Origin of the sequence: Cellvibrio sp. pealriver, from assembly GCF_001183545.1 — a bacterium.
In the GTDB taxonomy this organism is placed as follows: Bacteria; Pseudomonadota; Gammaproteobacteria; order Pseudomonadales; family Cellvibrionaceae; genus Cellvibrio.
Map to the genome: position 1 here is coordinate 1,851,880 of NZ_KQ236688.1, position 15,924 is coordinate 1,867,803.

Genomic DNA, 15,924 nt, shown 5'->3' on the forward strand with positions numbered 1-15,924 from the left:
CCGTTATGACCGCCAACGATTTTTCCCCTGCCAGCTACCAGCATCAACTCAACGAAAAACTTACCCGAATCCAACAGGACTTTTCCGGATTTTCGCACCCTCCAATCCAGGTTTTTACCTCTTCTGAAAAACACTATCGCATGCGCGCTGAGTTTCGCGTGTGGCACAAACAAGACCGCTCTGAATTTGTCATGTTCGATGCAGACAAGAAGCCTTATTCCATCACTGAATTTCCGGTTGGCTCACTGCTTATCAACAAATTGATTGGTCAATTGCTTCCTGCAATTAATAGCGATGAATTATTACGCCACAAACTTTATCAAGTTGAGTTCTTGACCGCACAAAGCGGAGAGTCGTTAATTACATTGATTTACCACAAAGAATTAACTGCGGAATGGAGTGAGCGCGCACGCCAACTTAAACAACAACTAGGGGCTGACATTATTGGCCGCAGCCGAAAACAAAAATTACTGATCGAACGAGATTATGTGATTGAGCGTATGCAGGTGCTGGGGCGCGAATTTGTCTATCAACAAGTAGAAGCCAGCTTCACTCAGCCCAACGCCGGTGTTTGTGAAAAAATGTTGGCATGGGCGGTAGAGAACAGTAAAGGATTTGGTGGTGATTTATTAGAGCTTTACTGCGGCAATGGTAATTTCACTTTGCCGTTATCACAAAATTTTTCCAAAGTACTTGCAACAGAAGTTGCAAAGTCATCTGTCGATTCTGCTCAATTCAATATCCAACAAAATCAAATCAACAATATCCAAATCGCACGCATGTCCAGTGAAGAGTTCTCACAAGCAATGGATGGCGTGCGTGAGTTTAATCGCCTGCGACACATCAATCTGGCTGACTATCACTTTTCGACCATTTTTGTAGATCCACCACGTGCGGGCCTTGATCCACATACCACCAGCATTACGCAGCGTTTCGACAACATTATTTATATTTCATGCAATCCCGAAACACTGAGAGAAAACTTGCACACCATCACCCAAACACACGAGATCACTGCATTTGCGTTATTTGATCAGTTCCCTTACACACATCATGCAGAATGCGGTGTTATCTTGAAGAAAAAAGGGACTGTGTAAAATGTTGAAAACGGGCGTGCGTTCCGCCGTATTTTTTATGGTTTGATAAGATGGCAGGACATGTAGAACGCATTACCGGAATAAGAAGCCAAGTGTTGCTGTTGGATTTCGGGCAATGCCATATACTCCTTAAAACCCAGCTTTTCCCAAAATATTTTTGAGTTTTGCACAGAGACAAGCGCCGCATTTGCCAAGTCGAGAGCACTTGCCTCTTGCAGAGCATGAATAACTAATAATTGCCCCAATCCATATCCTGCAGCAGATTTGCTGATCGCCAAGTCGTGTAAGTAAAGCGTGTCGGCAAAAAGCTTATGGGAAAAGTCGTGCCCCCATGGTGTTACTTCCCCTATGCGTGAACGATAACCCACCAAATAGCCACACACATTTCCTGCGCGCTCAACAACCCAGGATGTATCCGGAGTTTGCGCAAAGCGTTTTTGTATTACCTCATCGCTTTCAATCATTTCCTCACGGTAGGCTTCTACCTGGATGCGAATGACATCTTTAATATCGCAAGCGCGCATAGCGCGACACACAAAGCCATCGGCCATTTAAAAATCTCTACCCTGTATGCGCTTTGCTGCATCCCGTACAAAATCGTGGAAGGTTTCCTCGTGACGCAAACGCTCTATATCAAATTTATTTTGTTCCGCTTTAGACAGGTTCTGCCAAGCCTCCAAATAAGGTATGTGACTGGTTTTTTCACGCAATTGATAAAACGCGGAAAACTCTTCTTTTATAGATGACTGGACATCCAATGCATCCAACAAACCGGATATGCGAATGCTGGCTTCCGTCAAAGTCAGCTCATCATTGTGCAATGCTTGCGCAAGAATCTGTATGCTTTTGTTAAGCCACTCGCGCTGCTCACGCTGCGCTTGTTGGTTGGCCTGCTCCAGCGCTTCCAGTTTTTCTTCACGTACTTTTTTTTGCAGATAAACTTTGTATACCAGATTCGATGCTATAGCTGCCAACACAACGATAACCAAAACACCTGTTACGATAAAAAATAACAACCAATTCATACACTATCTCATCATTAATATGTGAATTTTTTATTTAGCTAGCATCGTCATTTTGCTGTTCGGATAATTCATCCAGTGACAACTCATCAGTGGCAACGCCTGCATCTTCCAACAAGTGACCTGCAATTGTTTTTTTGGTTTTCGCACCCAACCGGCGAATGTCATCAACCCGCTTCACCAAATTTCCACGGCCGGATTGCAACCGCTCGCGTGCCTTGGTGTAAGCAGCCTGGCTTTTACTGATTGCATTACCAATATCATCCAGCGACTCCAACAGCAACACAAACTGGTCATGCAAAGCACCCGCATCTTTCGCAATCCGTTCAGCATTTTTGTTTTGCTTTTCATAGCGCCATATATTTTCTACCGTACGCAAGGTCGCCAATAAGGTAGTAGGACTTACCAGAATGATATGACGATCATACGCCTCGCGATACAAAGCGGGTTCATGCTGGAGTGCAATCATAAATGCGGCTTCAATAGGAATGAAAATAAATACAAAATCCAACGCCTTGATGCCGTCAATCTTTTCATAATCTTTGATACTTAAATTTTTAATATGATTGCGCAGCGAGTTGATATGTGCAGACAAATGTTGTTTACGCTCTGCTTCATCATCACTACTGCAATATTTTTCATAATCGAGTAGTGAACATTTGGCATCAATAACGATGTCTTTATTTTCCGGTAGATGTACGATCACATCCGGCATCAAACGACTACCATCAGTACTGGTAAAGTTCACTTGGGTGTCGTACTCGCGACCTTTTTGTAACCCGGATTCTTCCAGCAATCGCTCAAGCACCACCTCACCCCAATTGCCTTGAGCCTTGGTATTACCCTTTAACGCTTGCGCAAGATTGACGGCATCTTCGCCAATTTTTTGTGCTTGCTTTTGTAACTCCAGCACTTGCCCTGCCAAACGGTTGCGCTCGGCATTTTCTTTTTCATAAACATCTTCTACTTTTTTGCGGAATTCAACTAACTGTAGTTTGAGAGGATCCAAGGTAGAATCGAGCAAGGTTTTACTATTAGCACTGAACTGCTGCTGTTTACTTTCAAAAATTTTGTTGGCAAGGTTTTCAAATTCTTTCACCAGATCCGCTTTGGCGTTTTGCAGCAACGCCAATTGTTCTGCAAAATGTTTGCGCTCCTGATCCAAACGGGTTTGCAATTCTGTAGCCGTTTTCTCCAGCAGTGTCAGCTGCTCATCTTTACGTAATGACTGCTGCTGCACCTGTTCAAAATGACGGGTTTTTTCGCGCAAACCAGCGGCCTCTTGACGAGCCTCCCCCAGTGATTGTTGCAGTTCTTGTTGTAATTGTTGGTGCTGATGCAGCTGAGCTTTGAGCTCTGCCAACTGCTGTTTAGATTGGTTGAGCTCTTGCTGCAGGCTGGCCTCCCGCAGGGCATTGCTGTGTTGCAACTGTTGTTGCACAGATTCCAATTCGTAGGTTTTGGCGATGACAGCCTGATCCAGCCGACGGCCAAACAACCAATACACGAACAATGCACCTATTATTAGGCCAGATAAACCTGCCAAAAACACAATCAAGGATGAACTCACAGAAAACTCCGGATGCAAAACGCCGCTAGGCTTTATCGGCAATGGCCGTTAAAATCGCGGCCATTTTAGCAATAGTTGCCCGTTTGCAGGCGATTGAATTGCCCTATCGTTATCTACTATGAGCCACCCGATGAGCAACGCCACTCAAGCAAGTAACAGCCCACGTATTTTGGTGTTCGACTCGGGTGTTGGCGGCCTGAGCGTAGCTCGGGAAATCCTGCAACGCTTACCCTCGGTCTCACTGGTATACGCCTCAGATAACGGCTTTTTTCCCTACGGCACCAAAGGTGAAGCAGAACTTATTGCCAGGGTCGATGTGGTAATGAGCCGGTTATTGCAGGAATATCCCGTGGATATTCTGGTTATTGCCTGCAATACCGCCAGCACCCTCACCCTGCCGCATTTACGTAGCCGCTTGAGCCTGCCCATCGTCGGTGTAGTACCTGCCATTAAACCGGCAGCAAAATTAAGCAAGACCGGGGTGATAGGTCTTCTGGCAACCCCTGCTACTGTCGCACGCCCCTACACTTATGAACTTATCCGCGAATACGCTCCACAATGCGATGTTATTTCACTCGGTACCAGCGAGCTGGTGCAAATTGCAGAACAAAAATTACGCGGTGAAACAATTGATGATCAATCGATTGCTCACATCACCGCCCAATTGATGCAACATGAACAAGCGGCACAAATGGATGTGCTGGTGTTGGCTTGCACGCACTTCCCTTTACTCAAAGCAGAACTGGCAGCCTCTTTACCTGCAGCGATACAACTGATCGATTCAGGGGAAGCAATCGCCCGGCGGGTGGAATATTTATTGGAAGGAAGAGTGGGCAATACACCCAACAATACGGGACACACGGCTGTCTTTACAAAAAAAACACCGGAAGCAGAGCGTCTTATTCCGGCACTGCACACGTTTGGTATGCACACAGCTGAATTTATCGATATAGAATAAAACCCGCTTATTCAGATTAAAAAATAAAAAAGCTGCCACTTGCATGACAGCTTTTTTATTTTTACTCCAAGTACTTACATAATCACTCCGTTAAAGAAATCCCTCTCATCACATGTCCTTATTTAATCCTTATCCAAAATCCTTATAAGTCACAGTAGGCAAAATCAACCATTTGTCATTTCACACGAATATCATTTTTTACCGATTTTACACCTTTAATTTCACGTGTCACACGCTCTGCTTTTCCGATGTGAGAACGGTCTTCAACAAACCCACTCAACTGAACAACCCCTTTGTAGGTTTCAACCTGAATTTCGGTTGCTTTAAGTTGATCATCTTCAACAAATGCCGCTTTCACTTTGGTTGTGATGACAGCATCATCCAGATACTCACCTGTGCTTTTTTCCTTGGATGTAGACGCGCATCCAGTGATAGCCAGAATAAGCGCCATAACAATAGCCGATACATAAAAATTAATTGATTTCATACAAAGCTCCTTGTTTACCGATTTAGCATTAAGTAAAACGTTTTGCACAACATTGAATTAATTTGCAATCACGATCTCGACACGCCTGTTTAACTGACGACCAGAAGATGAATCATTACTGGCCGTTGGTGCGCTTTCACCTTTTCCTACTGCGGTGATCCTGTTCGCGGCTATGCCCTGCTCTATCAAAAACACTTTGACGGCATCAGCACGACTTTGTGAAAGCGTTTGGTTGTAGCTGTCACTACCCATGTTATCGGTGTGGCCTTCTATCACAACTGAACGCTCAGGTTGTTGTTCAAGAAACCTGACCAATTTGTTCAAATTGGCATGCGCATTGGATTTCAGATCCGATCTGCCAACTTCAAACAATACATCCCCTAATGTGACAACCAAACCACGCTCCGTTTGCTTTGCGTTTAGCTCCGCGATTTGACGGCGTAACGCCTCGGTTTCTTTGGTGCGAGCCTCCAATTGCGCAGCCGTTATTTGTTCGCTCAGACCTTGCCGCTGCTCTTCATAAAAACGTGCTTCTGCCAGGGCTCTTGCTGTCTCGACTTTACGTTCAGCCAAATACACAAAATGTGCTGCCAGTGCTTTATCATCGCGCGGCTCCTCCGCAATACGCACCGCATCTTCTGCTGCTTTTATCTCCACCGGTGCAAGTGTTGCAAGCTGGGGATCTGCCTGTAATTGCGTTAAATTCGCACGCACTTGCGCAGCGGCATCCGGCGCTTTAGGGCTGGCGCAGGCAATCAATAAAGAGGCAGATAAAATCAATGTTGTCAGCGATGTAAATTTCATGATGGGTTTCATAATGCACCTCCTGAATTGCGTTGCAGTTCGCGCTGCAGAATATCGGCATTTTTATCCAACTCTGCATTTACTTCTTGTGCTTTTGCAGACTGTGTTTTCGCTGAAGCCAGCTCTGCATCGGCGCGGGCTTGTTCAGCCAAACGCGCTGCGCGCACCATTTCCTTTTCTGCAACAGCAACACGTGCCGCTGTCAGTTTTTCGCGCGCCTCACTTAACTCTGGCGATGCGTAATCCGCCACACGATCTTGCTCCGCTTTAGCAATCGCCAAGTCAGCTGCCTGCAATGCTTCTGTTGGTGCTTTTGGGGTAGACGCACAACCAACAAACACCCCGCAAAGCATACAAACAGCTAAGGATGGAGCAATTTTTTTATTCCATTGAGCAGATAATGTATTCATGGTTTTTCTCCTCGAAAGTTAACGTGCTCATAAAGTTGACCGTTAGCGTTTTCAGGAGTTCAGAGGGTTTAGGCGGGGACTAAAACGATTTTTATAGCGGCTAAAAATGCAAAATAGACAAATAAATATAAAAATTTCAAACGCTCAAGTACAACCCTCTACATCAAACAATTGCTGGCATGTAACTTTTACATTCGAATATGTGAGCGCTTAAGTAGGGTATTGATAAAAGTTTTATTTTTTACATTATTTTGTGATGCTGTTATCAGGTGATCGCACACAGAGAAGGCACTAAAGGACCATAAAAAAACCGCCGTCAGTTAACTGACGGCGGCTTTCAAGCAACAAACAGGCGGAGTGATGAAATTACAAATCAGTAATTGGCTTGTACTTGGGCACCAACATGCGCATAACAAACCAGGCGATTAGATACGCAGTTGCACAAATGGCAAACATAATGGTGTAACCCATTGCGATATTGCCTACCTTTTCAAAGTGGTCAAACAAACCGCCGCCGAGTTTATTGAGCAATACTCCGCCCATACCACCGGCAAAGCCACCTATCCCGACTACTGAACCCACTGCTTTCTTGGGGAACATATCCGACACAGTGGTGAAAATATTAGCCGACCAGGCTTGATGCGCCGATGCGCCCACCGCAATCAGCAGGATGGGAATCCACACTGAAATATGCCCTAAGGGTTGCGCCAGCAGTACGACCAATGGAAATAATGCAATCACAAACATCGCCGTGCGGCGTGCATTAAATGCATCCATCCCTTTCTTAATGAAATAACCGGGGAAGGCACCACCACCAATGCTGCCAAACATCGTCAGGGTATAAATCAATGCGATTGGCAGGGCGATTTCCGTTTTTTCCATCCCGTGTTGTGCACTCAGGTAAATAGGCAACCAGAACAGGAAGAACCACCACACGCCGTCGGTCATGAATTTGCCAAACGCAAATGCCCAGGTTTGCTTGTAACTCAGCAAAGTGAACCAGGAGGTTTTTACTTCTTCCTCAACGGCTTCAACGGCTTCGACATCGGAATTGATATAGGCGCGCTCGGCCTCGCTCAGGCGCTTTTGTTCACTGGGTTTGTCGTACCACACCCACCAAAATCCTATCCACACGAAACCAATAATCCCCACCACGATAAATGCCCATTGCCAACCCCACATCACACCAATAACAGGTACCGTCAATGGAGCCAGAATTGCGCCGACATTAGCACCGGAATTAAAAATGCCGGTGGCAAACGAACGTTCTTTTTTAGGGAAGTACTCGGCAGTTGCCTTAATTGCTGCAGGGAAGTTGCCCGCCTCACCAAACGCCAGTACTGCACGGGCGATCATAAAACCAGCGACGGAATAAACCGTAATCATGGCAGCGCCATTAACAGTTCCATTGGCTTGATCGATATCCGCCAAGCCAACCCAGCTCAGCATGGTGTAAAAACCGGCACCCATTTCGTAGGAAAACGCATGGATCGCTGCGCCGAACGACCAGATGGCGATGGCGATGATATAACCGTTCTTGGTACCAAATTTATCGATAAAGCGCCCAGCGAAAATCATCGAGATCGCATAGACAAAGGTGAAGAGCGCAGTGATATTGCCGTAGTCATTGTTGTTCCATTTATAGAGCTCCATCAGCTCAGGGGACAACAGGCTTAATACTTGGCGATCAAGATAGTTAACTGTGGTGGCAAAAAATAACAGGCCACAAATAGTCCAACGGTAGTTGCCAACAGATTGCTGGCTGGGGATTTGCTGGTTCATAAGGTCACTTGCTTATAGTTATGGATACAAAGGGAATCATAGCTGTACATGACGATAACGCTAAACTAAAGCGTCATGCGAGCCAGAAACACTCACCTGTTTGTATTGACCTGATGTGCCGGGGGATTATCTGCGTCCGTACAGATGAAATTCTAATGTCGCTTTTTATGGGCTGAAAAAGTAGCATGTTTCCACACCCCAAACAAGCCGCAAGAAGTGTAAAGTCTTTATCCAACAACCACTTATAACCAACCACTTATACACGCTTATAACCAAAAACCTGTTGCATAACGGATACCAGTGCCATAATCGCCCTTCACCTGAAACCGCAGAAAAATATTATGGTTGATACCTACTTCAATATTGCGCCCTACCTGTCTGCCATCCAAAACGGTGAGCTGCTCATCACCGCCAACAACCGTTTACGCAACCATATGTTGCGCGCGTACGGACAACAGCTGCACGACAGCGTTTGGAGCAGCCCGCGTATTTATTCACTCAGCCAGTGGATTGATTTGAATTGGAGTCTATTGCAGCGGCGCGCTTATGAGCCTTGCGCAAAACCGATTATTAATAATCTGCAACGCCAAAGCCTGTGGGAAAAAATTATTGGTGAGTCATCCCTTGCAGCTGCGCTACTGCAACCCGAACCTTTGGCGCAAGCAGCCGATAGCGCCCTGCGTAATCTGGAGTTATGGCAACTAACCGAAGACGATGTTCGCAACGCGGAACCGTTATTAAACACCCTGAGCAATAGCCAATGCTGGCTGACGTGGCTGGGTGAGTTTCGTGCACGCCTCACAGCGCAAGGGTTTATCACTCAGGAACATGCGATAGCACTCTTGGTGGATGCATTTACACAACAACATCTTTCACCTGAGCCGATTATCCATCTAATTGGATTTGATGATATTCCGCCACTGCATCAGGATCTAATCAATCATGCTTGCCATCACCTCAACAACGTAACAAACGAACACACCCAAACTAGTGGCAATCACATTTTGCAACGCACAGAAGTGAATAACACAGAGCAAGAAATTCGCAGTGCAGCGCTGTGGAGTAAAAACCAATTAGCGCAAAACCCGGAGGCGATGATTGGCATTATCGTGCCCAATTTGGGGCAGTGCCGCGCACAAGTAGAACGGATTTTTGTAGAAGTATTTGAACCTTTGGCTGCACTCCCCGATCAACCACGCTACACACTGCCCTTTAACTTTTCGGCCGGTACGCCGTTGGGGACCACACCGGTTATCGCCGCCACGCTCAATTTACTTGAGCTGCACAAACCCAGCTGGGATTTGGAAGCCATCTGCAATCTTTTGCTCTCACCTTTTTTTGGGGATTATGAACAAGAGCTGGCATTGCGCGCCCATCTGATGACTGAATTACGCAAACAAGGCAACTTCACCATCAGCCTGCGTGATCTGCGCTATTGGTGCACCACCTTATCGGCTCGCCTTGCGCTTGCAGAAACGAGCAACAGTTTAAGTGCACGTTTAATTCAACTGGAAAATTATCGCCGCCAAACATTCGGCACTCACACTGCGCAATATTGGATTGATTTTTTTGAACAGCATTTGCAATTGCTCGGCTGGCCCGGCACGCGCCGGTTGGATAGCCAGGAGCATCAGCAGCTAAGCCAATGGAGCAGTGTGCTGGAAAATTTTTTGCAATTGGATTCGCTTGGTATTCAATTTTCGTACATGGGTGCGGTAAAACAATTGCGCAACATTGCTAGCAAAACGCCTTTCCAGGCGCAAACACCACACTCACCGATTCAAATTCTCGGTGCACTGGAAGGCGCAGGTTTGCAATTCAGCCACTGCTGGGTCATGGGCTTACACCATCGCCAATGGCCGCCTGTGCCAGCACCTAATCCACTATTGCCAACCCACTTACAACGCGCCCACAAAATGCCGCATGCCAGCGCTGAACGCGAATTGGAATTTGCGCGCGCACTTACTGCGCATTACCGTCAATGTGCACCGCAAGTCATTTTCAGCTCGGCGCACAGCGATGATGAAAGCGAGCTAAGCCCCAGCGCGTTAATCCGCCAATGGCCACTCACTCCGATTACAAAATTAATCGACAATGAACAAAGCATTAGCAGCCACAACCACCAAACCATTGCAGCGCAGCAATCGTTGCAATTAGTCAACACGGCCAATGCTCCACGTTTTGATCCTGTACAAGAGCCGGTTCGCGGTGGTGCCAGCGTATTTAAAGAACAAGCCGCCTGCCCTTTTCACGCGTTTGCACGTTTGCGTTTGGGCGCGGCGCGTATTGATGATGCCGTTGCCGGTTTCTCGCCGATTGAACGCGGTGATTTATTACACTTGGCGCTTGCCGATATTTGGCGCGAATTAAAGAATCAGTCCACCTTATTGCAACTGGATGATGCTGCACTGCACAGCTTGGTCAACCAGCACACCCAAACTGCGATTGATAAAATTAAACAAAAACGTGGAACCAATATAGGCACAACCTACGCTCAACTTGAACAGGAACGACTGACGCGTTTATTACTGGAATGGCTTGAGCAAGAAAAGCAGCGCCCTGCATTTAACGTCGTTGCTATCGAACAAGAAGTGAAAACCACTTTTGCGAGCCTACCTTTGACCTTGCGCATTGATCGTATCGATCAACTGGAACACAGCGGCGAATACCTGCTGATTGATTACAAAACTGGACAACCCAGTATTAAAAGCTGGCAAGGCGAACGCATGGACGAACCTCAACTTCCACTCTATGCCGTCACTGCCAGCGATAAAATTGCAGCCATTTCATTTGCACAAATTAATGCCAAGGCGATGAAGTGGACCGGCACGGGTGAGTTGCACATAGCACATGACGGAATAGAACCCGGCAAAATCAGCTGGAGCGAACAAATTGAAATCTGGACACAGGATCTGCAAAAACTTGCCAATAATTTTATTCACGGTGATGCACGCGTTGATATGAAAAACCCTACGGTTGCGCAATATGCGGAAGATTTATTACCACTGAATCGCTTGCAGGAACGGGATGCATTGGAAGCGTTTGTCCTGAAAAATGGAGGAGTGAATTAATGTCCATCCCATCCACTGACGTAATAAACCAATCGACAAAACAACCAATAGATCAACCAATAAATAAACCAATAGACCAGCAGGTCCGGATTGATGCATTAAATCCACAGCAATCTTTTGCAGTCGCAGCACCGGCAGGCTCCGGTAAAACCGGTTTGCTTACCCAGCGCGTGCTCACCCTGCTTGCCACTTGCGAGCAGCCGGAAGAAATTTTGGCTATCACCTTTACCCGCAAAGCAGCGGGTGAAATGCAAGACCGGATTATGCACGCGCTTTGGCAAGCAGCAGAGCAACCCCAGCCGCAAGATCCACATGCAGTCCGCACCTGGCAACTTGCACAAGATGTATTGCAGCGCGACCGCGAATTGCAGTGGAATTTATTGCAAAGTCCGCAGCGTTTGCGGGTGCAAACCATTGACAGCCTGTGCCGCTCCATTACCAAACAATTGCCGCTCGCCAGTGGTATAGGCGCACAACCCGACACACTGGAAGATGCAAACCAAGCCTATCGATTGGCGGTGCGCGAATTATTTACATTGCTCGAACAAGAATCGTCCTTGCGTGATGATTTAATGCTCCTGCTGCGGCATTTGGATAACAACCTTGGCGCAGTAGAAAATCTGTTAATCAGCTTACTCGCCAAACGCGAGCAATGGCTTTGCGTGCTGTTGCAAGCTCGTCATGAAGATGCGCGCATTTATTTGGAAAATGTGTTGCAACTGGTGATCAGCGAACATCTGGAATCAGTTGCTACTTTATTGCAATTGCACAGCAGCGAAATTTGCAGCATTGCCGATGCTGCCGCAGCGCACTTACAACAAGAAAGCGAACGCAAAAACCGTATCCATGAATTACTCGGCATCAGTGGCTTACCCGCTACCGAACCAGAAGCAATCCAGGAGTGGTTGGCAATTGCCGATTTATTATTGACCAACAGTGGAACTTATCGCGCGCGCTTAACAAAAGCCGAAGGGTTTCCAGCCGGAAAAGAACATGCTGATTTAAAAAATCGTTTTAGCGAATTAGTCGCAGCAATTAGTGATACCTCGCCCGGCGCAGACCAATTACTGCATGAAATGCGCTCGCTACCCGCGCCGGAATACGCTGCCGACCAATGGCAATTACTGGACAGCCTTACCAGTATTTTGCCGGTGCTTGCCGCACAACTCACCCTGGTCTTCAAACAACTCAGCGCAACTGACTATACTGCCATCAGCCAAGCTGCATTGGTTGCACTGGGCGATGACGATTCCCCCAGTGATCTTGCATTACAACTGGATTACCGCATCCGCCATATTTTAGTGGATGAATTTCAGGATACCGCAAGCCCGCAATTGGAACTCTTACGTAAGTTGACCAACGGCTGGCAAACCGGCGATGGCCGCACCTTATTTATTGTGGGCGACGGCATGCAAAGTTGTTACGGCTTTCGCAATGCGAACGTCGGTTTGTTTTTGGATGCACGCCAACAAGGAATTGGTTCAGTTGCCTTAACCGCTCTGGATTTGCGCGTTAACTTTCGCTCGCAGGCCGGTGTGGTTAATTGGGTAAACGATATTTTCCAACACGCATTTCCCGCACAAGACGATATCAGTCGCGGTGCAGTGAGCTATTCGCCTTCGGTTGCATTTAAACCAGCGATTGCTGGCAATGCCGTCAATTTTTACGCGTGCACTTATTCAACTGATAAAGACAGCGGTAAAGACAGCGATAGAGACAACGATAAATACAACAACAAAGAAAGCAGCGATGACGATGCACCCTCGCGCATTAATGCACAGCAACAAGAAGCCGCAAAAGTCGTTGAGCTGGTTCAACAGGCGCGTCACGAGAACCCAGACGGCAGTATTGCGATACTCGTGCGCACACGCACCCACTTACAGAAAATTTTGCCTGCACTGAGCGCCGCGGGCTTGCGTTATCAAGCCACTGAAATTGACCGGCTCGCCAGCCGCATGGTGATTATGGATTTATTATCGCTAACACGCGCGTTGCTCAACCCTGCAGATCGCATCGCGTGGCTATCGCTATTGCGTGCACCCTGGTGTGGTTTGGATAATTACGACCTTCATACCCTCGTGACCACAGATTTAGGTGAACGCAATCCACGCCTGAATGAAAGAGCGTTTTCGCTGGTGTGGCCGCAATTGCAGCATTACCAACACATTGACAATATGAGTAGCGATGCACAGCGTATTCTTGCGCGAGTTGTGCCTGTGCTTCAGCAAACGCTCGCCCATCGTTATCGCAAACCATTACGGCAATGGGTAGAAGGTTGTTGGCTGGCATTAGGTGGACCCGCTACGGTATTGGATGAAAATGACCGCGACAACATCCAAAGTTTTTTTGCATTGCTGGATAAACATGAGCAAGGTGGAAGCATTGGTGATTGGCAAACATTTAATAATGCAATCGACCGTTTATATGCAGCACCACAAGCGGATGCAGATGCGCGCTTGCAAGTGATGACTATCCATAAATCAAAAGGCCTTGAATTTGATACGGTAATCATTCCGGGATTAGATCGCAGTGCGCGCAGGGATGAAAAACAACTTTTGCTCTGGCAAGAACGCATTAATCATCAGGGCGAAAAACAATTACTGTTAGGGTCACTCGCCCCAACAGGAAAAGAAGAAGATGCGTTGTACACTTTCATGCGCCGCGAGCAGGAAAAACAACAAGCGTTTGAATCCACTCGGTTGCTGTACGTAGGCTGCACGCGCGCGATTAAACAATTGCATTTAATCGCGTGTATCAACACCAAAGAAGACGTGCTACAAGCGCCCGCTAAAAATTCACTGCTGCATAGCATCTGGCCATTTGTGCGCGAGCAGGCGGAATTCATTAACAGCAGCACTAATCCGGCTAACACCACTCGTGTCCACACCGAGCAACCCGGCTTACAACATTTATTGCGTTTGCAACCTGACTGGCGCTTACCAGAACTAAAAACAGTTGATTTATTAAGTGATTATCGCGGTCATGAATATGCAACATCCAGCAGCCAAACACCGGGTGAAATACAAAATTCTGATGCAACGCTACTTAACGATGTAGAGACCGACAATCCACTCAACCTGCCAGAATTTGAAACCACTGCCGCGCGCCTTGCGCGCCACACCGGCACTGTTATCCATGCGGCGCTACAGGCGATAGTGGAAAACAAATGGGTGACCAGCCAAACCACTATCGATGCTGATATTTTTATTGCCTGGCAAAAACCTTTTTGGAAAATCCAGTTACAACAACTGGGTTGGAATGGCGATAATCTCAACAATGCCCTGCAGAAAACAGCAGCGGCGATCCACCGGATTTTAGCCAGTGACACCGGTCGCTGGCTGCTGAACAGTGATCATGAACAGAGCGCGTGTGAGTTATCGCTGATGCAAAAAAAACAGCAGGATATAAAAGAATCCGTTATTGACCGAACGTTTGTCGATAAAGGAGTTCGTTGGATTGTGGACTACAAAAGCAGTGAAGCAGAAAGCGGCTGCACTCTGGATGAGTTCATCGAACAACAGAAAAAAACTTACCAGAGCCAGCTGCAAGGGTATAAAAAATTATTATCCGCCACCGAAAATATGCCTGTTAAAACGGCGCTTTATCTTCTGTCGTACGGATATTTGGTCGAGTATCCGTGACCGACACCGCAGCCGAAACCGACTCATTCAATAGCGCATTCGCCGCTGCCAGACCGGAACAATAGGCAGCTTCAATGCGCCCATCCCCCAACCAATCACCGGCGAGCGCCAAACCCAGTTCGGGCCATACTGATTTGAGATGCGCCGTGCTTGAAGGCGCTTTTGCAAATCGCCAGCGATGGAAATAACGCGGATACACGCCAGGAATTTTGTTGCCCGGCAGCCAATGTGCGAGCAAACGATTAAATTCAGCGAGCATCGCGCTTTGCACCCATTCGGGTGAGGCATCAAGATGCAGGCGCGACCATTCTGCCGTCGCATGCAACAAATAATGTTCTCCCGCTGCACGGCCGGGTTTTCGATTGTTGTGTGCAACCCACCCGAGTATTCCCTCATTCACAAACGCAGCCGCGAAAGGCAAGCCGAGCGGTTTGCTCGCTTGTACCATCAACGCAAGGCACGGTTCCATTTCCACACTGTTTGCCACCAAATACGCTTCTGAACCCGTGGGTAGCAGTGCGCGAGTTTGGGGTGCAGGCAAAGCAATAATGACGCGATGCGCGCACCATACAGAATTGGCCGCTTCAATAATCCAATCATCAGCGCGATGAGTAATCTGCGTGACCAATGCGTTGTAAACAATGTGTAAACCTTCAGCCATATCCAGCAGCGGCGATTTCATGCGCGGCATTCCGATGAACCGCTCGCGTGAACGGCTCGCACTCAATTGTTCACCATCCCACACCGCTATGGGTGATTTCCATTGTGCGACTGAACCCTCAGCGAGCCACTGCTGCACCTGCGCACGAAATTCAACGGACTTGGCGGTAAAGTACTGTGCGCCGTGATCCCAACAGCCTTCCGGTTTATCGCGCGTTGCCATGCGCCCACCCGGATTGTGGGATTTTTCCAATACACACACGCTCCACCCAGCCGAGCGCAAACGCGCAGCAGCAGTAATTCCCGCCATACCAGCACCAATCACAACAACATCAAATGTATTAATGGGTTTCACGGCAAGACCTTAGAGGAAGACTATTTCAATGCTTTTATTCGATTGAAAAAAGAATTGGGATCACACC

The 15,924-nt window shown here is 47.4% G+C and carries 12 protein-coding genes; 4 read left to right on the top strand and 8 right to left on the bottom strand.

Going from position 1 to position 15,924, the window contains the following annotated elements; genetic code table 11:
• The first annotated feature begins 5 nt into the window (after positions 1–5).
• Positions 6–1,097 carry a tRNA (uridine(54)-C5)-methyltransferase TrmA gene (gene trmA / locus VC28_RS07960; protein WP_049630178.1) on the top strand — a complete coding sequence of 364 codons (1,092 nt, stop codon included), beginning with the start codon at positions 6–8 and terminating at the stop codon, positions 1,095–1,097.
• A gap of 35 nt (positions 1,098–1,132) precedes the next feature.
• Here the strand turns inward: trmA and VC28_RS07965 are convergent, their stop codons facing one another.
• From VC28_RS07965 to rmuC, 3 genes are read right to left on the bottom strand one after another with little or no spacing between them, the layout of a single operon-like run.
• Positions 1,133–1,648 carry a GNAT family N-acetyltransferase gene (locus VC28_RS07965; RefSeq protein WP_231591677.1) on the bottom strand — a complete coding sequence of 172 codons (516 nt, stop codon included), beginning with the start codon at positions 1,646–1,648 and terminating at the stop codon, positions 1,133–1,135.
• Positions 1,649–2,122 carry a DUF2489 domain-containing protein gene (locus tag VC28_RS07970; protein WP_231591678.1) on the bottom strand — a complete coding sequence of 158 codons (474 nt, stop codon included), beginning with the start codon at positions 2,120–2,122 and terminating at the stop codon, positions 1,649–1,651.
• 34 nt (positions 2,123–2,156) lie between these two features.
• Complete coding sequence (gene rmuC / locus VC28_RS07975; RefSeq protein ID WP_053094171.1) at positions 2,157–3,689, bottom strand: DNA recombination protein RmuC; 1,533 nt, start codon at positions 3,687–3,689, stop codon at positions 2,157–2,159.
• A gap of 130 nt (positions 3,690–3,819) precedes the next feature.
• Between rmuC and murI the strand changes: the two genes are divergently transcribed.
• The gene (gene murI / locus VC28_RS07980; protein WP_082191448.1) at positions 3,820–4,647 is read left to right on the top strand and encodes a glutamate racemase; all 828 of its coding nucleotides are present in this window, start codon (positions 3,820–3,822) and stop codon (positions 4,645–4,647) included.
• 175 nt (positions 4,648–4,822) lie between these two features.
• On the opposite strand, the gene VC28_RS07985 is transcribed toward murI, so the two are convergent.
• The 4 genes from VC28_RS07985 to VC28_RS08000 all read right to left on the bottom strand — a co-directional run bounded on the left by VC28_RS07985 (position 4,823) and on the right by VC28_RS08000 (position 8,130).
• Positions 4,823–5,134: a BON domain-containing protein gene (locus tag VC28_RS07985; protein ID WP_049630180.1), complete on the bottom strand. Its 312-nt coding sequence runs from the start codon at positions 5,132–5,134 to the stop codon at positions 4,823–4,825.
• 57 nt (positions 5,135–5,191) lie between these two features.
• Positions 5,192–5,950 (bottom strand): OmpA family protein, encoded by a 759-nt coding sequence (locus VC28_RS07990; RefSeq protein ID WP_082191449.1) that lies wholly within the window; start codon positions 5,948–5,950, stop codon positions 5,192–5,194.
• On the bottom strand, positions 5,947–6,348 hold the full coding sequence (locus VC28_RS07995) for a DUF4398 domain-containing protein (RefSeq protein ID WP_197085497.1): 402 nt from the start codon (positions 6,346–6,348) through the stop codon (positions 5,947–5,949). The genes VC28_RS07990 and VC28_RS07995 overlap by 4 nt, the downstream gene beginning before the upstream one ends.
• Before the next feature lie 366 nt (positions 6,349–6,714).
• The gene (locus VC28_RS08000) at positions 6,715–8,130 is read right to left on the bottom strand and encodes an MFS transporter (RefSeq protein WP_049630181.1); all 1,416 of its coding nucleotides are present in this window, start codon (positions 8,128–8,130) and stop codon (positions 6,715–6,717) included.
• A 341-nt stretch (positions 8,131–8,471) separates the two neighbouring features.
• Between VC28_RS08000 and VC28_RS08005 the strand changes: the two genes are divergently transcribed.
• Both VC28_RS08005 and VC28_RS08010 read left to right on the top strand, forming a co-directional pair.
• A complete protein-coding gene (locus VC28_RS08005; RefSeq protein WP_049630182.1) occupies positions 8,472–11,201 on the top strand; it encodes a PD-(D/E)XK nuclease family protein in 2,730 nt (909 codons plus the stop codon).
• On the top strand, positions 11,201–14,842 hold the full coding sequence (locus tag VC28_RS08010; protein ID WP_049630183.1) for a UvrD-helicase domain-containing protein: 3,642 nt from the start codon (positions 11,201–11,203) through the stop codon (positions 14,840–14,842). The genes VC28_RS08005 and VC28_RS08010 overlap by 1 nt, the downstream gene beginning before the upstream one ends.
• On the opposite strand, the gene VC28_RS08015 is transcribed toward VC28_RS08010, so the two are convergent.
• A complete protein-coding gene (locus VC28_RS08015; protein ID WP_049630184.1) occupies positions 14,790–15,857 on the bottom strand; it encodes an NAD(P)/FAD-dependent oxidoreductase in 1,068 nt (355 codons plus the stop codon). The two genes, VC28_RS08010 and VC28_RS08015, sit on opposite strands and share 53 nt — an antisense overlap.
• Positions 15,858–15,924 lie beyond the last annotated feature (67 nt).